Here is an 18,425-nt window from a genome sequence, read left to right on the forward strand (position 1 = left end):
GGCAAAATACCGATTTTTTGCCAGCCGATGTAAGGAGGATTCGAATTTTCTGGGAAATCATGGGACAATTTGGGTTGAGCAGATTCTGTGGATATGTTGTGTGCAGTCGGCAAAGAGTATCTATTTATGGTGCCCATTGGTGAAGTTTATGTTGACTTTTCGCGTGTGGATTGCGTTCAGAATGCGTCAGTGCCCAAAAAACTTGTTGATTTCCATGATTTCCCATGTCATCCCTAATACATCCGATGAGGACGAGGCAGATGGGGCACCAAACGACCCCGACCAAAAATAATCAGGTTTCATACAGGCATCTCGCTTTCATCACTTAACAGATCCGGCGCGCGGGCGAGCAGACATCCCCCCAGGTGGCGCGCGCAGCTGGACATCCCCGCACAGCGGGCGAATGCGGCGGGTTGATCAGTGGCAGCAGATCAACCCGCCGTTTTTCATCAGGGGGGGAACGTAAAGATCAAGTGGGGCGCAAGCGAAAGGGACAGTCGTCTTGGCGCGCAGGTTCAGAGGTGAAAGCCACCACAAGGTGGATACGAAGGGCAGGGTATCGATCCCGGCCTCGTTTCGCCGTGTGCTAGAGGCTTCGGACCCCAACTGGCAACCTGGAGATACCCCCGAACTGGTGATTGTCTACGGGGATCACCGCCGCAAGTTCCTTGAATGCTATACAATGCAGGCGATCGACGAGGTCGACGAAAAGATTAATGCACTGCCGCGCGGTTCGATGCAGCGCAAGATGCTGCAGCGTATGTTCCATGGCCAGTCCTTCCCGACAACGGTCGACGAAACCGGGCGTCTGGTCCTGCCGGCCAAGCTGCGCAACAAGATCGGGCTTGAGAACGAGGCCTTCTTTATCGCCGCCGGCGACACGTTCCAGATCTGGAAGCCCGAAACCTACGAGACCGAAGAACTGGCCGCGGCCGAAGACTGGCTGGACGATCAGCCCGAGGACTTCGATCCTCTGGAGTTCCTAGACGGCGTCGGGGACGCGTAACGGCATGGCCGGCGCCGGGTCCCCTTCCGACAAACCCCATATCCCCGTTTTGCTGCGTCCTTTGCTGGCCGCCGTTGCGCCCGTCTCGGGCGTTTGGCTGGACGGAACCTTTGGTGCGGGCGGGTACACGCGTGCGCTGCTCGAGGCTGGCGCCGACAAGGTTATCGGTGTCGATCGCGATCCGCTGGCTTTTGAGATGGCAGCCGGATGGGCGGGTGACTACGGCGACCGGCTGGTGATGCAGCCGGGCGTTTTCTCGCGACTGGATGAATACGCTCAGGATCTGGACGGTGTCGTGCTGGATCTTGGTGTTTCGTCCATGCAACTGGATCAGGCCGAGCGTGGATTTTCGTTCATGAAGGACGGTCCACTGGACATGCGGATGAGTCAGGATGGCGAAAGCGCAGCCGATCTGGTGAATACCGCAACCGAGGCGCAACTGGCCGACATCCTGTTTCACTATGGCGAAGAACGTGCCAGCCGCCGCATCGCCAAAGCGATTGCAAGGGCGCGGACGGATGCTCCGATCACAACGACCCTGCGTCTGGTTGAAATCATCGAATCCTGCCTGCCGCGCCCGAAACCGGGGCAGTCGCACCCGGCGACCCGCAGCTTTCAGGGGCTGCGCATTGCCGTGAACGCCGAATACGAGGAACTGTTTCAGGGCCTCATGGCAGCAGAACGCGCGCTGAAGCCGGGCGGGCAACTGGCGGTGGTGACGTTCCATTCCATCGAGGACCGGATGGTCAAGCGGTTCTTCCAGGCGCGCGCAGGGAAAACGGGCCGCGCCAATCGCTATGCGCCCGAGATGGAACAGGAACAGCCGCAATTCACCCTGAAAACCCGCAAAGCCGTCGGTCCGGATGATCAGGAATTGCAGGAAAACCCGCGCGCACGCTCGGCCAAGCTGCGTGTGGCTGTACGAACCGAGGCGCCTGCAGGGGAAATTGACGCCCGTGCAATCGGCATGCCGCAACTGGGGGGAAGGGCAAGATGAAGAGTGTTCTGTATGTGTTGACTGCTCTGTCCGTGTTCGGACTGGCGTTGTGGGCCTATCAGGAGAATTACCGCACCCAGCAGGTACTGAAGGAGACGCAAGGTCTGCAACGTGAAATTGGCATGGCGCAGGTTCGGCTGGCCGTGCTGAACGCCGAATGGGCCTATCTGAACCGACCCGACCGGCTGCGCGAACTGGCGGATTTGAACTTTGAACGGCTTGGTCTGCTGCCGCTGCGGGCCGAGCAGTTCGGACGCGCCGACCAGATCGCCTATGCCGAAGACCCCGACCTGCCGATCGTAGATCCGATCGAACTGCAGGCCATCACAAGCATTCAGGCGCTGGGCGAGGTACAGTTTCCATGACCCGCACGCCTCTGCGCCCACTGGCCCGCATCCTTGACGCCCGCGCCCGGGGCGAAAATCCCAAGGCCATCGAGCGCGAGAACATTCGCCAACGTCACGAGGGCATGAAAGACCGCGCCCGCGCCCGTGCCGAAGGGCGTCTTCTGGTGCTGGGGCTGTTCTTCTTTTGCGCTTTTTCGGTCGTTGGCGTGCGGATGGGAATGCTTGCCACGTCCGAAGCGCAGGAGCCACTGGCCAGCGCCCCCGGTGCGGCCATCGCCATGCAGCGCGCCAATATTGTCGACCGCGACGGGCGCATTCTGGCGACCAATCTGGACACTTATTCGGTCTATGCCCAGCCCCCGCTGATGATCGACCCGGTTGCCGCCGCCGATCAGCTTGTGGCCATCTTCCCCGATCTCGACAAGGATCGTCTGGTCAAGGATTTCACCGGCAACCGCAAGTTTCTGTGGATCAAGAAACGTATCTCACCCGAGCAAAAGCAGGCGGTGCACGACATTGGCGACCCCGGTATCCTGTTCGGCCCGCGCGAGATGCGGCTGTATCCGAACGGCAGGCTGGCCGCGCATATCCTCGGTGGGTCGGGGTTTGGTCGCGAAGGCGTCAGCGCGGCTGAGGTGATTGGCGTTGCCGGTGTTGAAAAACAGTTTGACGAGTATCTGCGCGATCCGGCCAACGGAAACAAGCCGCTGCAACTGTCGCTGGACCTGACCGTTCAGGCCGCGGTCGAACAGGTGCTTTACGGCGGCATGAAGATCATGAATGCCAAAGGTGCTTCGGCTGTCCTGATGAACGCCCACACGGGTGAGGTGATTTCGGCGGCCTCCCTGCCGTCCTTTGACCCCAATGACCGTCCGCGCCCGCCGACTTCGGGGTTTGATCCCTCGGACAGCCCGCTGTTCAACCGTTATGTTCAGGGTGTCTACGAACTGGGATCGGTCTTCAAGATATTCACCGCCGCACAGGCGGTCCAGCTTGGGCTGGTGAATTCGAACACCATCATCGACACCTCGGGTCCGATGAAGATCGGGCGCTTTCCGATTGGTGAATTCAACGGCAAGAACTACGGCAAGATCAGCGTGGCGGACGTGATCGTCCACAGTTCGAACCGGGGCACCGGGCGTCTGGCCCTGCAAATTGGCGCACAGCGACAACAGGATTTCCTTGAATCGCTGGGCATGTTCGAACCCACCCCGTTCGAAATTGTCGAGGCCGCAGGTGGCGCGCCCCTGAAACCCAAGAAATGGGGCGAATTGAGCACGGTGACCATCTCATACGGCCATGGCCTGTCGACCAGCCCCATGCATCTGGCGGCCGGGTATGCGTCGATCGCCAATGGCGGCCACTATGTCAGCCCCACGATCCTGCGAAAGAACGGTCCGCAATACGGGCCCCGCGTGTTGTCGGAAAATGCGGCGCAGCAGGCCCAGAGGATGTTGCGCAAGGTCGTGACGGACGGGACCGCCAGCTTTGGTGAAGTTGCAGGCTATGATGTCGCGGGCAAAACCGGCACCGCCGACAAGCCAAAACCGCGCGGCGGCTACTATGACGACAAGGTCATCGCCACCTTTGCGACGATCTTCCCGGCCTACGACCCGAAATACGTTCTGATCGTCACGCTCGATGAGCCGTCGATCGTGGCCTATGGCGAAAAACGCCGCACGGCAGGCTGGACGGCCGTCCCGGTGGCTGCCGAACTGATCGGCCGGGTCGCACCTTTGCTGGGCCTCAGACCCCGGCTTGAGCCTCAGGCGCGCGCTGCTATAACGCTGACCTCGAACTAGGCCGTCGGACAAGAGGTGGGTCATGGGCGCAAGGTCAAAGAAACTAAGCCAACTGGCGCTGACCGCACGGGGCGGCGCGAATCCCGACATCACCGGTCTGGCGGTTGACAGCCGCGAGGTCAAAGACGGTTTTCTCTTCGCAGCGCTTCCCGGGACACGCGTTCATGGGGGCGAATTCATCCAGTTCGCTCTGCGCATGGGAGCCGCCGCCATCCTGACCGATGCAAGGGGCGCTGAGATCGCGGCCAGTGAACTGGCTGCATCGGACGCGGCTCTGATTGTTGTCGAAGATCCGCGTCAGGCGCTGGCAGGCGCGGCGGCCCTGTGGTTCGGCGCGCAGCCGCAAACCATCGTGGCCGTCACCGGGACCAACGGCAAAACCTCGGTTGCCACGTTTGTCCGCCAGATCTGGACTGAACTTGGCCACGCCGCCGTGAACCTCGGCACCACCGGTGTCGAAGGCGCATGGACCGCACCGCTGGCCCACACCACGCCGGAACCTATCACCTTGCATCGCTGTCTGGCGGCGGCAGCGGGAAATGGCGTGACCCACGCCGCGATGGAGGCGTCCTCGCACGGGCTGGAGCAGCGCCGCCTGGACGGTGTGCACCTGGCGGCCGCCGGATTCTCGAACTTCACGCAGGATCATCTGGATTACCACGAAACGTTCGAGGCGTATTTCGCCGCCAAAATGGGCCTGTTCGACCGGGTTCTTCCGCAGGATGGAACGGCAGTCGTCAATCTGAGCGATCCCAAGGGCGCCCAGGTGCGCCGAATTGCCGAACAGCGCGGTCAGACGGTCCTGACAGTCGGGCTCGGCGATGCGGACCTTTGCCTGATGAACCAGCGCTTTGACGCGACCGGGCAGGATTTGCGGTTTTCGTGGCAGGGCAAAACGCATCTGACCCGCCTGAACCTGATCGGGGGGTTTCAGGCCGAAAACGTACTGCTGGCCGCCGGGCTGGTCATCGCGGCCGGGGATGAACCCGAGCGTGTGTTCGAAACCCTGCCGTACCTAACAACGGTTCGCGGGCGGATGCAGCTTGCCGCAACCCGCGAAAACGGGGCTGCGGTCTTTGTCGATTACGCCCACACGCCTGACGCGGTCGCCACGGCGCTGAAAGCGATGCGCCCGCATGTCATGGGTCGCCTGATCGCCATCGTCGGCGCGGGCGGGGACCGGGATGCCACCAAGCGCCCGCTGATGGGCAGGGCTGCGGCTGATCACGCTGACATCGTCTTTGTCACCGACGACAATCCGCGCAGCGAAGATCCGGCCACCATCCGTGCCGCCGTTATGGATGGCGCGCCGGAAGCCACCGAAGTGGGTGACCGCGCCGAAGCCATCCTGCGTGGCATCGACGCGCTGCAACCGGGTGACGCGCTGTTGATTGCGGGCAAAGGGCACGAGACGGGCCAGATTGTCGGCGATCAGGTTTTGCCGTTCGACGATGCGGAACAGGCCAGTATCGCCGTGGCCGCACTGGACGGGAGGGTGGCATGACGCTCTGGACAGCGGCTGAGGCTGCCGCGGCAACCGGCGGGCGTGCGACCTCTGACTGGGAAGCAAACGGCGTGTCCATCGACACCCGCACCATCCAGCCGGGCGATCTGTTTGTCGCACTGAAGGCCGCGCGTGACGGGCACGACTTTGTGGCGCAGGCGCTCGAGAAGGGCGCAGGCGCAGCGCTGGTCTCGCGTATTCCGGATGGCGTTCCAGACGACGCGCCATTGCTGATCGTCGACGATGTTCAGGCGGGGCTCGAAGCGCTGGGGCAGGCCGCACGCGCCCGGACAAACGCGAAAGTTGTCGGCGTGACCGGCAGTGTCGGCAAGACCTCGACCAAGGAAATGCTTGCAACGATTCTGGAAACGCAGGGCAGGACCCATGCCAGCGTCGCCAGTTACAACAACCACTGGGGAGTGCCGTTGACGCTGGCCCGGATGCCGCGCGACACCGAGTTTGCGGTGATCGAGATCGGCATGAACCACCCGGGCGAGATTGCGCCGCTGGCGCGGCAGGCAAAGCCGCATGTGGCGCTGGTGACGACTGTGGCGGCGGTTCACCTCGAAGCTTTCGAGTCGGTCGCTGCTATCGCCCGTGAAAAAGCTGCGATTTTCGAGGGACTGACCGAAGGCGGCGCAGCCATCGTCAATGCGGACATCGAACACGCGCACATCCTGCGGGAATGTGCGCAGAAGCTCGGTCTGAAAACAGTCGAATTTGGCCGCGATGGGCAGGATTTCATTCTGGAAGGCGCGGCACAGGAGGTCGATTCGGTTTCCGCAACGGCAATGGTGGGCGGCAAAACGATCCGTTTTGGCGTCAGGTCCGCTGGTCTGCATTTTGCCATGAACGCATTGGGTGCATTGGCAGCTTGTGTCGAAATGGGTGTGGACCTGGATCAGGCGATCGCTGGACTGGGGCAATGGTCGCCGGTCAAAGGGCGTGGTGTGCGCGAGCAGATCACCCTGGCTGATGGCGGCAATATCGAACTGCTCGACGACAGCTATAACGCCAACCCCACCTCGATGGAGGCGGCGCTGAATGTACTGGCCGCGTCGCGCGGCTCCCGCCGGATCGCATTTCTGGGCGATATGAAGGAGTTGGGCGCACAGGAAATCGCCATGCACGCCGGTATGGCTGACCTGCCTGCCATGGGCGAGGTCGATCAGATCCATTGCATCGGCCCGCTGATGCAGTCGTTGCATCAGGCGTTGCCCGCAGAAAAACGGGGATTGTGGTTTGAGACGAGCGCCGATATGGCCGACCGCCTGCCGGAACTGGTCCGGGATGGAGACACCGTTCTGGCCAAGGGCTCGCTAAGCATGGCGCTGGCCCGTATTGTTGACGGTTTGCGCAAAATGGGGCAAGTGGGCGCGCCCGGGTCATGAGCGTTTGCCCCCGTGACCACCGCGTGAGAAAGGTATCGCTATGTTGTATTGGCTGACCGGCCTGTCGGACGGAGGAGATTTCTGGAACCTCTTCCGGTATATCACCTTCCGTGCAGGCGGTGCCTTCATGACGGCGCTGATCTTCGGCTTCCTGTTCGGCAAACCGCTGATCAACGTGCTGCGCCGCAAGCAGGGCAAAGGTCAGCCGATCCGCGATGATGGCCCAGAGGGGCATTTTTCCAAGGCCGGAACGCCCACGATGGGTGGGTTGCTGATCGTTGGGGCGCTGGTGACATCGACGCTGATCTGGGCGCGATGGGACAACCCGTATGTCTGGATGGTGCTGTTCGTAACCCTGGCATATGCGGCCATAGGCTTTGCCGACGATTATGCCAAAGTGTCCAAGCAGAACACACAAGGCGTTTCCGGCCGAATGCGCATGGCGCTGGGCATCATCATTGCAGCCCTGGCGGCGCTTTGGGCGACGTTGAATCACCCCGAAATGCTGCAAAGCCAGCTGGCATTGCCGATCTTCAAGGACACGCTGATCAATCTGGGCATCTTTTATATTCCCTTCTCGATCGTGGTGATTGTCGGGGCCGCCAATGCGGTGAACCTGACCGATGGTCTGGACGGTCTGGCGATCATGCCCGCGATGATTGCGGCTTCGACGCTGGGCATCATCGCTTACGCGGTGGGGCGGGTCGACTTCACCGAATATCTGGACGTGCACTACGTGCCGGGCACAGGTGAGATTTTCATCTTCACCTCGGCGCTCTTTGGCGCGGGGCTTGGGTTCCTGTGGTACAACGCGCCGCCGGCTGCGGTTTTCATGGGTGACACCGGATCCTTGGCCTTGGGCGGGGCGCTGGGCGCAATTGCCGTGGCCACCAAACACGAGCTGGTACTGGCGGTTGTCGGCGGGCTGTTCGTGGTCGAGGCGCTGAGCGTGATCATTCAGGTGCTGTATTTCAAACGCACAGGCCGCCGCGTGTTCCTGATGGCGCCGATCCATCACCATTACGAGAAAAAGGGCTGGGCGGAACCCACCATCGTCATCCGCTTCTGGATCATCTCGCTGATCCTGGCGATGATCGGTCTGGCGACGCTCAAGGTCCGCTAACGCTCCCGCCAGGTTCGGCGGACCTGCGGTCCGCCTGGTCACCTGTTGGGCCCGGCTCGCGCTGCCGCGCGAGCCTTTCCGGACCCTTGCCTTCGCTCAGGTCTTCTGCGCAGTGTGGCGGCAAATTGAAGGTCGAAGGAAGGGTGGCGGCATGATCCCGGTCAAAGGGTTTTCAGGGCAGAAAGTTGCGGTTCTGGGGCTGGGCCGGTCCGGTCTGACCACGGCGCGCGCGCTGCGGGCGGGTGGGGCCGATGCGATCTGCTGGGATGACAATCCGACGGCGCGTGACATAGCGTCAGGCGAAGGGTTCACCTGTGCCGATCTGCGGCGTCATGGGGCCTTCGATGACATCGCCACTCTGATCGTCTCCCCCGGCATTCCGCATCTCTATCCCGAACCCAACCCGGTCGTGGCGGCCGCGCTTGAGGCCGGTGTGCCGGTCGACAACGATATCGGCCTGTTCTTCCGGTCATTCGCGGATCAGACATGGAACAGCTTTGACACCCCGCCACGTGTGATCGCCGTAACCGGGTCGAACGGCAAATCCACCACCGCAGCGCTGATCCACCATATCCTGACAGAGGCCGGTCGCGAGGCGCAGCTGGCCGGGAATATCGGACGCGGAGTGCTGGATATTGATCCCGGCGGTGATGGTTCGGTCGTGGTGCTTGAGCTTTCCAGCTATCAGACCGAACTTGCCCGTGCGCTGACGCCGGATGTGGCTGTGTTCACCAACCTCTCGCCCGACCATCTGGACCGCCATGGCGGTATGGGCGGGTATTTCGCCGCCAAGCGCCGCTTGTTTGCCGAAGGCGGACCGGATCGCGCGGTCATCGGCGTGGATGAGGCCGAAGGCGCGTTTCTGGCCGGTCAGATGTCCGAAGGCCCTGCCGACGACCGCGTCATCCGGGTATCGGTTGCGCGCAAGCTGACCGGGCCGGGCTGGCAGGTTTTTGCCCGCAAGGGGTTCCTGTCGGAGTACCGCAAGGGGCGCCAGGCCGGATCAATCGACCTGCGTGGGATCAAGGGACTGCCAGGGGCGCATAACCACCAGAACGCCTGCGCCGCTTATGCTGCCTGCCGGTCAGTGGGGCTTGCGCCAAAAATGATCGAGCAGGCCCTGCACAGCTATCCCGGCCTGCCGCATCGCAGCCAGATCATCGCCGAAGCGAACGATGTGACCTATGTGAACGATTCCAAGGCGACTAATGTGGACAGCGCGGTAAAAGCGCTGAGCGCGTTCCGCAACATCCGCTGGATCTGTGGGGGGCTGGAAAAGGACGGTGGCCTGTCCGGCCTGAACGAGGTGAAGGATCAGGTCCGCAAAGCCTACGTGATCGGGCGCGAGGCCGCAGGATTCGCCATGCAACTTGAGGTCGAAACCGAAATCTGCACCACGATGGCCACGGCGGTCGAGCGCGCGATGCAGGACGCGCAGCCGGGTGAGACGGTATTGCTGGCTCCGGCAGCGGCCAGTTTCGACCAGTACGACAATTTCGAGCAGCGCGGAGATGACTTCACCGCGCAGGTGCGCCAACGGCTGGATTGAGCCGCGTTTGCAATAGGCCGCCGGTTCGGGCAGGCTTGGACCCTGCCTGCTTGAAGACTGTCCCTGGCGGTATTACCTGCGGGTAAATCAATACGAGGTCACGAAAATGTTCAATCGCAAGTCACTTCTGGTCGTTCCCGCACTTGTTCTGGTGGGCGCCTGCGCCAACTCCGGTGCCAATTACCAACCGGTCATCGATGGACCTGTGGGTCCGAACTACAACTCGGATCTGGCGCAATGCCAGCAGCTGGCGGCGTCGCAGGCCAGCGTTGACGGCTCGACCGCCGGCAACGCGGCGATCGGCGCAGCGGGTGCTGCCGCCACGACCGCCATCATTCAGGACAGCAGCTCTAACCTGGGCAGGGCCGCCGCCGCCGGCGCGGTGATCGGTGCGGGCGCGGATGTCATCGCGAAAAACCAGAACAAGGAAGTTATCGTGCGCAACTGCATGCGCGGACGCGGGTACAACGTCGTCGGCTAACGCCCCGCGATTGCAGTTCCGGCGGCGTAGCCCGAAGACCACGCCCATTGGAAGTTGTAACCGCCCAGCCAGCCGGTGACATCCACCGCTTCGCCAATCGCATAGAGGCCGGGGACATCCCTGGCCTCCATCGTTCTGGACGACAGATCGTCGGTGTGAATTCCGCCAAGCGTGACCTCGGCCGTGCGATAGCCTTCCGTGCCAGAAGGCGTCAGTTGCCAGTCGGACAGGGCCGCGATCAGGTCGTTCAGCGCGGCATCGGACTGATCCGCCAGATTGCCCTGCATCGGGATGTACTGTTTCAGGTAATCCACCAATCGCGCGGGAAGGTGGCGCGCCAGCTCCGTGGTCAGGGCCTTGCGGCCACCGCTTTGCCGCTGGTCCCGCAGCATGTCGAACAGCGGCAGATCCGGGATCAGGTTCACCCTGATCGTCTCACCTTCGCGCCAATAGGACGACAATTGCAGCACCGATGGTCCGCTGAGGCCGCGATGGGTGAACAACAGTGCCTCGTCAAAACTGGTCCGGGCGTTTGACAACCGTGCGGGCAGGGACACGCCCGACAGGTCCCGGAACTTGCCGTCCGAAAAGGTAAAAGGCACCAGCGCCGCCTGCGTTTCCGTCAGCCGCAGACCGAACTGCCGAGCAATGTCATAGGCCAGCCCGGTCGCGCCCATCTTGGGGATCGACTTGCCACCCGTGGCCAGCACCAGATTGGCGCAGGTCAGGCTCAGACGCTTACCTTCACGCTCGACCTCCAGTGCAAAGCCGCCTTCGGTCTTGCGCAGGTCATTCAGTTCGGTTCGGATCCACAATTCGGCCCCCGCACGCTGCATCTCGTCCAGCAGCATCTGGATGATCTGCTTTGACGACCCGTCACAGAACAGCTGACCCAGAGTTTTTTCATGCCAGGCGATGCCGTGGCGGTTTACCAGATCGATAAAATCCCACTGCGTATATCGCGCCAGCGCCGATTTGCAGAAATGGGGGTTTCGCGACAGGAAGTTCTGCGGCCCCGCATACATGTTGGTAAAGTTGCAGCGCCCACCGCCCGAGATGCGGATTTTCTCTCCGGCTGCCTTGGCGTGATCGATCACCAGAACACGCCCGCCACAGTGGGCGGCGCACATCATGCCGGCGGCTCCGGCACCAAGGATGATCGTGTCAAAGGTCATGTGCAAGCGCATGGCCCGGTTTTCCCGCAACCGCAAGGCCGAGATGTTTTCCAACGCCCCAATTTCTTTTGTTTCGGCCTTTCCAACAGGCGATCGACACGACGAGGACTTGCCTGCCGGTCACAACTTCGAAGTTTTCCCGCGGCGGCACTTGACCTGCACGAGCCTCAAATCCTACGAATTCTTCGGTAAAGTGACGATTTGTCTGCGTTAATAAATTTGGTGGAGGGGCCGCATGCCCACGAACGTATATGGTGCCTTTCGGTCTGACAGCACATTGTCCGATGCAGGGGCTTCATCCAGTGTCGTGGGATCCACGTTCCAGATATCGGCCTACAGCCAGATCACGATCCAGGACGGCGCAGACGCCACGATTATCGATGGCGACAACATCTCAAACGAGACCGGCAACGACCCGACCCAGACCCTGAACGGAGAGATCATCTTCTGGGATTTCACCGTTTCGGTGACGGACGGCACGAATACTTACCAGATCGGCCTTTTCGACTATGACCTCGACGGGGATGGAAATTCGATCGGGGTCGACAGCGAGGACGGTTATTTTCTGGGCTTTATCGGCGGGACCATACCGCCCCTGAACACGACGCTGACCATCACCGCCATTATAGACAATGGCCCGGACATCGATGTCGACACTGTTGTCCCTTGCTTTGTGGAAGGGACAAGCATCCAGACGCCTGATGGTCCACGCCTGATCGAGACCTTGCAGCCGGGCGATGTGGTTACGACCCTGGACAATGGGCCGCAGTTAATCCGCTGGATCGGTTCGCGCGAACTGGACAGCATTGATTTGCAGGTCAAGCCAAAGCTGCGGCCGGTTCGGATCACAAGGGGCGCGCTTGGGAATGGTCTGCCCAAAGACGACCTGCGAGTGTCCAGGCAGCATCGGATGCTGGTCCGATCCCCGATCGCGGCCAGAATGTTTTCCAAGCACGAGGTTCTGGTGCCTGCGCACGAGCTGGTTGGGATGCCTGGTATTTCCATCGTAGAAGACGACCAGCAGGTGACGTATTTTCACATGCTGTTTGATCGGCATGAGGTGATTTTTGCCGAAGGGGCGCCGTCGGAAAGCCTGTTCACCGGACCACAGGCCCTCAAAAGCATAGGTGAAGAGGCCACCGCCGAAATCGCAGAACTGTTTCCCGAGATCATGTCCGAAACCTATGCGCCCGAAATGGCGCGGCTCATCCCGCGAACCGGAGGGCAAACGCGGACACTGGTCAAGCGTCATCTGAAAAACAGCAAGCCGCTGGTTTCTGAGGCCTGAGGTCCACCCGTACCACAGTCGTGGGGGCACGGAGCCCCTGGCATTCTCGCGATGGGAATTCCGCTGACCGCCCTCATTCCACTGGCCCAAACGCAAAAATCGCGTTAGACTCTCAATCAGATCCCGAAAACGGGACGTGAACGAGGCAGAAAGTGGCGGTATCTCATGACTGAGATGGTGTATGGCGCGGTCCAGGACCAGCGCGGCGAACCGATTCTACCAAAGTGGTGGCGCACGATTGATCGCTGGTCGATGTCCTGCGTTCTGATCCTGTTTGTCATCGGGCTTTTGCTGGGGCTTGCCTCATCACCGCCACTGGCGGGGCGCAACGGGTTCGACCCGTTCCACTATGTCGAACGTCAGGCGTTTTTCGGCGGATTGGCGTTGATCGCAATGCTGCTGACCTCGATGATGTCGCCGACATTGGTGCGACGCCTGGCGGTGCTGGGTTTTCTGGCTTCATTTGTGGCTCTGGCCTTTCTGCCCGTCTTCGGCACCGATTTCGGCAAAGGCGCGGTGCGCTGGTATTCGCTGGGGTTTGCCTCGCTGCAGCCGTCCGAGTTTCTGAAACCCGGGTTTGTTGTCGTGGCTGCATGGCTTCTTGCCGCATCACAGGAAATCAACGGCCCGCCGGGGCGGTTGTGGTCTTTCGCGCTGTGCATGGCGATTGTCGGAATGCTGGTGATGCAACCCGATTTCGGGCAGGCGTGCCTGATCCTGTTTGGTTGGGGTGTTATGTACTTTGTGGCAGGCGCACCTATGCTGTTGCTGGTCGGCATGGCTGCATTTGTGGTTCTGGGCGGCATGTTCGCCTATTCGAACTCGGAACACTTCGCCCGCCGTATTGACGGTTTCCTCAACCAGGAGGTCGATCCGACCACCCAGTTGGGCTATGCCACCAACGCCATCCGCGAGGGTGGGCTGTTCGGTGTCGGCGTCGGTGAAGGGCAGGTGAAATGGTCGCTGCCCGACGCGCATACGGATTTCATCATCGCCGTGGCGGCCGAGGAGTATGGCCTGATCCTGGTTCTGATCATCATCGCGCTATACTCACTGATCGTCGTGCGGTCGCTGCTGCGCCTGATGCGCGAGCGAGACATGTTCATCCGTCTGGCCGGAACCGGTCTGGCCTGCATGTTCGGTGTTCAGGCGATGATCAACATGGGCGTTGCCGTGCGCTTGTTGCCGGCCAAGGGCATGACGCTGCCGTTCGTCAGCTACGGCGGCTCATCGCTGATTGCAGGCGGCATTGCGGTCGGCATGCTTTTGGCGTTTACCCGCACCCGCCCACAGGGCGAACTGGGTGATATTCTGCGCGGACGAGGTTGATGAGCAAACCCTACCTTCTGATTGCGGCGGGCGGCACCGGGGGCCACATGTTCCCGGCGCAGGCGCTGGCCGAGGCGATGCTGCAAAAAGGATGGCGCGTGCGCCTGTCCACCGATGCACGTGGTGCCCGGTACACCGGCGCCTTCCCTGACGCGACCGAGATTGTCGAGGCATCTTCGGCCACTTTCGCACGTGGTGGCTTGGCGGCCAAGGCGATGGTCGGGCCCCGGATCGCCGCCGGTGTGACGGGGATGGCGTTTCAGATGATGCGCGACCGCCCGGATGTGGTCGTGGGCTTTGGCGGCTATCCTTCGATTCCGGCGTTGGGCGCGGCGACGATGCTGAAAATCCCCCGCATGATCCATGAGCAGAACGGGGTACTGGGCCGTGTGAACCAATTGTTCGCCACCCGTGTTGCACAAGTGGCCTGCGGCGTCTGGCCCACCGATCTGCCCGAAGGTGCACATGGCATCCATACCGGCAACCCGGTTCGCGCCGCTGTTCTGGATCGGGCCGCCGCAGGGTATATCCCGCCGGGTGATTACCCGATGTCGATCCTTGTGATGGGTGGCTCGCAGGGCGCACGCATCCTCAGCGATATGGTGCCCGGAGCCATCGCCGCACTGCCCGAAGATATCCGCAACCATATCCGCGTCTCTCATCAGGCGCGCGACGAAGATGGCGAACGGGTCACTGCGTTCTACGGCGACCACGGCATTCGCGCCGATGTTCGGCCCTTTTTCGACGATGTGCCCCGCCGCATGTCAGATGCCCAACTGGTCATCAGCCGTTCGGGCGCATCCAGCGTCGCCGATATCTCGGTGATCGGCCGCCCCTCGATCCTGATCCCCTTTGCTGCCGCGGCAGGGGACCACCAGACCGCCAATGCGCGCGGACTGGTTCAGGCGGGCGGGGCGATCATGATCCCCGAAAATGCACTTGACGTTGCCTCGCTGACACAGCAAATCACCACGGTTCTGACCAACCCCGAAGCCGCACAGAAAATGGCCCGTGCCGCCTTGTCCGCGGGGGCGCCGGACGCAACCGAGCGACTGACAGCCCTTGTCGAACATCTGGCGCAGAAGGAGACCGCATGACCCCAGCAACCAAACTGCCGCAGGACGTAGGCCCGATCCATTTCGTCGGGATCGGAGGGATCGGGATGTCTGGCATCGCCGAGGTGTTGCTGAACCTTGGCTATCGGGTTCAGGGCTCTGACCTGAAAGCGTCCAAGATCACGGATCGTCTGGCCGGTCTGGGGGCCGAGATATTCGTGGGTCAGCGCGCCGAAAACCTGAAGAACGCTGCTGTGGTCGTTGTCTCGACCGCGATCAAGCCGGGCAATCCCGAACTGGACGAAGCCCGTGCGCAGGGTCTTCCGGTCGTCCGCCGCGCCGACATGCTGGCCGAGCTTATGCGCCTGAAATCCAACGTCGCCATCGCCGGAACCCACGGCAAGACCACAACAACCACCATGATGGCCGAACTTATGGTGGCGGGCGATTTCGACCCCACCGTGATCAATGGCGGCATCATCCACGCCTATGGCTCCAACGCGCGCATGGGGCAGGGCGAATGGATGGTGGTCGAGGCCGACGAATCCGACGGCTCGTTCAACCGCCTTCCCGCGACCATCGCCATCGTAACCAATATTGACCCCGAGCATATGGAGCATTGGGGCGATTTCGACACCCTGCGCGACGGGTTCTATGAATTCGTCACGAATCTGCCGTTCTACGGTCTGGCCGTTTGCTGCACGGACCATGCCGAAGTGCAGGCGCTGGTGGGCCGCATCACCGATCGCCGCGTCCGCACTTACGGTTTCAACGCGCAGGCGGATGTGCGGGCAGTGAACCTGACCTACAAGGGCGGTGTGGCGCATTTCGACATCCACCTGCAATACGAAGACAAAGTGATCGAAGGTTGCACCCTGCCGATGCCGGGCGACCACAACGTCTCGAACGCCTTGTCCGCCGTGGCCGTCGCCCGTCATCTGGGCATGAAGGCGTCGGAAATCCGCGAGGCGCTGGCGAATTTCGGCGGTGTCAACCGCCGCTTCACCAAGGTTGGGGAAGTCGACGGCGTCACCATCATCGACGACTACGGCCACCACCCGGTTGAAATCGCTGCCGTGCTAAAGGCGGCCCGTCAGGCCACCGACGGCCGTGTCATCGCCGTGCACCAACCGCACCGTTATTCCCGCCTGTCGAACCTGTTTGATGACTTCTGCACCTGCTTCAACGACGCCGACGTGGTCGCCATCGCCGAGGTGTTCGCGGCCGGGGAAGACCCGATCGAAGGCGCCTCGCGCGATGCTCTGGTGCAAGGCCTGATCCGCCATGGCCACCGCCATTCCCGCGCAATCCTGAGTGAGGACGATCTGGAACGCCTTGTTCGGGAACAGGCCCGTCCGGGCGACATGGTTGTCTGCCTCGGCGCTGGTACAATCAGCGCTTGGGCCAATGGATTGCCCGAAAGATTGCAGCGAAAACAAGCTGTTTGACCCTCGCGCTCATTTGGCGCACAACCCAAATGTATGATATGCTGCGGGCGGCTTCCGCGCGTCCTTGGAGGGGCGAATGGATTATTCGATGATCTTCTCAGCGCTCTGGGTGATCTGCGCTACTATCGTGGCGTTGCTTCCGATGCGGCTGCAATTCCCTCCGGGTATCATTTTGCTGATCTGTGCGCCGGTGCTGATCGTTTGGCTGGGCTACGTACATGGCTGGCTTTGGTCGCTGCTGGCTTTGGGCGGCTTTGTCTCGATGTTCCGCAATCCGATCCGCTATTACTGGCGCAAATGGGTGCGCGGGGAGGTCGTGGAATGAACTGGTCCATTGCTCTCGCCGCTCTCTGGGGGGTTGCCGCGAATGTGCTGGCGATGATCCCCAGCAAGGACAATCACTGGACTCGCGCCTATGTCCTGATCGCGTTGGGTATCCCGATCCTGGGATTTGTGACCTATCAGAATGGCCCATGGGTCGGTCTGATCGTACTGGCCGCTGGCATGTCGGTGCTGCGCTGGCCGGTGATTTATCTGACCCGTTGGACAAAGGCGAAAATGCAGGGCATGAAGGCGGCTGACGAATAACCGGCCAACTTCACGAGGTCCGCCATGGCGACGATCACCACATTTGCCTATCTGCCGCTCATTTCCCTTGTTCTTGGTGCCGCCGCAGGGTTCACGGCGGGTCGCTGGATCGGCCTGCGTGGTCTTTTGTGGCTGATTGGGCTGGCGTCTGCTGCCGGGCTGGTGCTGATCGTGATGCTGGCCAGCGTTGGAACGGGCGAAGAAGAGCAGGCATTCGGTCCGCTCGTCTGGCTGACCGCCGGTGTGCTTCCGTTTCTATTCGCCGCGATCATGGGCGGGGTCGGCGGGCGCAGCCTGGCTGCGCGTGCAGCCGAATGACAACCCTCCCCGCGACCCGAGGCCGCCTGTCCGAGGCCCGTCCGCTGGCCGACCTCACATGGCTTCGTGTCGGAGGACCGGCGGATTATCTGTTCCAGCCAGCCGACCTTGAAGATCTGCAATCGTTCCTGCGCGACCTGCCGGCGGATGTTCCGGTGTTCCCGATGGGCGTCGGTTCGAACCTGATTGTCCGCGACGGCGGCTTGCGGGCCATGGTGATCCGGCTGGGGCGCGGCTTCAACGGCATCTCGGTCAAGGGAAACACTGTTACCGCAGGCGCGGCGGCACTGGACGCGCATGTGGCGCGCAAGGCGGCGGACGCGGGGGTCGACCTGACCTTCCTGCGAACCATCCCCGGCTCCATCGGTGGTGCGGTGCGAATGAACGCAGGCTGTTACGGCAACTACACGGCGGATGTACTGCGCAAGGCCACCATCGTGACTCGGCAGGGCAGTGTTGTGGACCTGTCGCCCGACCAACTGAACTTCCGCTACCGCCAGACAGATCTGCCCGAAGGCGCGGTTCTGGTCTCGGCCACGTTCGAAGGCCCTCCGGGCGATCCCGAGGACCTTCATGCGCGCATGGCGGCGCAGTTGCAAAAGCGCGACGAGACACAGCCCACCAAGGATCGCAGCGCCGGTTCCACTTTCCGCAACCCTGCCGGTTTCTCCTCCACAGGCCGGGCCGATGACGTCCATGACCTGAAGGCGTGGAAAGTGATCGATGATGCGGGCATGCGCGGCGCGACACGCGGCGGAGCGCAGATGAGTCCAAAGCACTCGAACTTCCTGATCAACACCGGCACCGCCACCGCCGCCGACCTCGAAGGGCTGGGCGAGGAGGTGCGAAAAAAGGTTTACGAAACAAGCGGCATCACGCTAGAGTGGGAAATCATGCGGGTCGGTGATCCGCTGACAGAATAAAGCCCCATCCGTCAGACCATAGCAGGCAAATTCAGGCGGCGGATCAAAGGCATAAACAAGATACGGACCACCACATAAGGTCCGGGGACATTGAGGCGCAC

Annotated in this window: 18 protein-coding genes; 17 read left to right on the forward strand and 1 reads right to left on the reverse strand. The window is 61.8% G+C overall.

From position 1 onward, the window contains the following. The first annotated feature begins 502 nt into the window (after nucleotides 1-502). The 9 genes from mraZ to ACR0CG_RS12025 all read left to right on the forward strand — a co-directional run bounded on the left by mraZ (nucleotide 503) and on the right by ACR0CG_RS12025 (nucleotide 10,200). On the forward strand, nucleotides 503-1,006 hold the full coding sequence (mraZ, locus tag ACR0CG_RS11985) for a division/cell wall cluster transcriptional repressor MraZ (protein ID WP_170677960.1): 504 nt from the start codon (nucleotides 503-505) through the stop codon (nucleotides 1,004-1,006). Between the two features lie 4 nt (nucleotides 1,007-1,010). Beyond that, a complete protein-coding gene (rsmH, locus tag ACR0CG_RS11990; RefSeq protein WP_480525112.1) occupies nucleotides 1,011-2,003 on the forward strand; it encodes a 16S rRNA (cytosine(1402)-N(4))-methyltransferase RsmH in 993 nt (330 codons plus the stop codon). Next, the gene (gene ftsL / locus ACR0CG_RS11995; protein WP_170615212.1) at nucleotides 2,000-2,368 is read left to right on the forward strand and encodes a cell division protein FtsL; all 369 of its coding nucleotides are present in this window, start codon (nucleotides 2,000-2,002) and stop codon (nucleotides 2,366-2,368) included. The genes rsmH and ftsL overlap by 4 nt, the downstream gene beginning before the upstream one ends. Beyond that, entirely contained in the window at nucleotides 2,365-4,152 is a 1,788-nt protein-coding gene (locus tag ACR0CG_RS12000; protein WP_480525114.1) for a peptidoglycan D,D-transpeptidase FtsI family protein, read from the forward strand. Before ftsL ends, ACR0CG_RS12000 begins: the two co-directional genes overlap by 4 nt. A gap of 22 nt (nucleotides 4,153-4,174) precedes the next feature. Continuing rightward, nucleotides 4,175-5,656, forward strand: coding sequence for a UDP-N-acetylmuramoyl-L-alanyl-D-glutamate--2,6-diaminopimelate ligase (locus ACR0CG_RS12005; RefSeq protein WP_480525116.1), 1,482 nt, complete (start codon nucleotides 4,175-4,177; stop codon nucleotides 5,654-5,656). Beyond that, nucleotides 5,653-7,047, forward strand: coding sequence for a UDP-N-acetylmuramoyl-tripeptide--D-alanyl-D-alanine ligase (locus ACR0CG_RS12010; RefSeq protein WP_170806606.1), 1,395 nt, complete (start codon nucleotides 5,653-5,655; stop codon nucleotides 7,045-7,047). Before ACR0CG_RS12005 ends, ACR0CG_RS12010 begins: the two co-directional genes overlap by 4 nt. Nucleotides 7,048-7,087: 40 nt before the next feature. Beyond that, entirely contained in the window at nucleotides 7,088-8,170 is a 1,083-nt protein-coding gene (gene mraY, locus ACR0CG_RS12015) for a phospho-N-acetylmuramoyl-pentapeptide-transferase (protein WP_170615220.1), read from the forward strand. A gap of 151 nt (nucleotides 8,171-8,321) precedes the next feature. Further along, nucleotides 8,322-9,719 carry a UDP-N-acetylmuramoyl-L-alanine--D-glutamate ligase gene (gene murD, locus ACR0CG_RS12020; protein WP_480525118.1) on the forward strand — a complete coding sequence of 466 codons (1,398 nt, stop codon included), beginning with the start codon at nucleotides 8,322-8,324 and terminating at the stop codon, nucleotides 9,717-9,719. 106 nt (nucleotides 9,720-9,825) lie between these two features. Next, entirely contained in the window at nucleotides 9,826-10,200 is a 375-nt protein-coding gene (locus tag ACR0CG_RS12025) for a glycine zipper family protein (RefSeq protein ID WP_170677948.1), read from the forward strand. On the opposite strand, the gene ACR0CG_RS12030 is transcribed toward ACR0CG_RS12025, so the two are convergent. After that, on the reverse strand, nucleotides 10,197-11,375 hold the full coding sequence (locus ACR0CG_RS12030) for a BaiN/RdsA family NAD(P)/FAD-dependent oxidoreductase (protein WP_480525282.1): 1,179 nt from the start codon (nucleotides 11,373-11,375) through the stop codon (nucleotides 10,197-10,199). The two genes, ACR0CG_RS12025 and ACR0CG_RS12030, sit on opposite strands and share 4 nt — an antisense overlap. Nucleotides 11,376-11,610: 235 nt before the next feature. Between ACR0CG_RS12030 and ACR0CG_RS12035 the strand changes: the two genes are divergently transcribed. From ACR0CG_RS12035 to murB, 8 genes are all read left to right on the forward strand, one after another. Further along, entirely contained in the window at nucleotides 11,611-12,663 is a 1,053-nt protein-coding gene (locus tag ACR0CG_RS12035; RefSeq protein WP_480525120.1) for a Hint domain-containing protein, read from the forward strand. Nucleotides 12,664-12,828: 165 nt separating this feature from the next. Beyond that, nucleotides 12,829-13,992 carry a putative lipid II flippase FtsW gene (gene ftsW / locus ACR0CG_RS12040; protein WP_480525122.1) on the forward strand — a complete coding sequence of 388 codons (1,164 nt, stop codon included), beginning with the start codon at nucleotides 12,829-12,831 and terminating at the stop codon, nucleotides 13,990-13,992. Further along, the gene (locus tag ACR0CG_RS12045) at nucleotides 13,992-15,089 is read left to right on the forward strand and encodes a UDP-N-acetylglucosamine--N-acetylmuramyl-(pentapeptide) pyrophosphoryl-undecaprenol N-acetylglucosamine transferase (RefSeq protein ID WP_480525124.1); all 1,098 of its coding nucleotides are present in this window, start codon (nucleotides 13,992-13,994) and stop codon (nucleotides 15,087-15,089) included. The genes ftsW and ACR0CG_RS12045 overlap by 1 nt, the downstream gene beginning before the upstream one ends. Then, complete coding sequence (gene murC / locus ACR0CG_RS12050; RefSeq protein WP_480525126.1) at nucleotides 15,086-16,495, forward strand: UDP-N-acetylmuramate--L-alanine ligase; 1,410 nt, start codon at nucleotides 15,086-15,088, stop codon at nucleotides 16,493-16,495. Before ACR0CG_RS12045 ends, murC begins: the two co-directional genes overlap by 4 nt. Nucleotides 16,496-16,571: 76 nt before the next feature. Then, a complete protein-coding gene (locus ACR0CG_RS12055; protein ID WP_480525128.1) occupies nucleotides 16,572-16,820 on the forward strand; it encodes a DUF2484 family protein in 249 nt (82 codons plus the stop codon). Beyond that, nucleotides 16,817-17,083: a DUF2484 family protein gene (locus ACR0CG_RS12060; protein WP_170677935.1), complete on the forward strand. Its 267-nt coding sequence runs from the start codon at nucleotides 16,817-16,819 to the stop codon at nucleotides 17,081-17,083. Before ACR0CG_RS12055 ends, ACR0CG_RS12060 begins: the two co-directional genes overlap by 4 nt. Before the next feature lie 24 nt (nucleotides 17,084-17,107). Then, nucleotides 17,108-17,401: a hypothetical protein gene (locus ACR0CG_RS12065; protein WP_170615238.1), complete on the forward strand. Its 294-nt coding sequence runs from the start codon at nucleotides 17,108-17,110 to the stop codon at nucleotides 17,399-17,401. After that, nucleotides 17,398-18,324, forward strand: coding sequence for a UDP-N-acetylmuramate dehydrogenase (gene murB / locus ACR0CG_RS12070; RefSeq protein ID WP_480525130.1), 927 nt, complete (start codon nucleotides 17,398-17,400; stop codon nucleotides 18,322-18,324). The genes ACR0CG_RS12065 and murB overlap by 4 nt, the downstream gene beginning before the upstream one ends. Nucleotides 18,325-18,425 lie beyond the last annotated feature (101 nt).

The organism is Ruegeria sp. AB8, assembly GCF_056542605.1.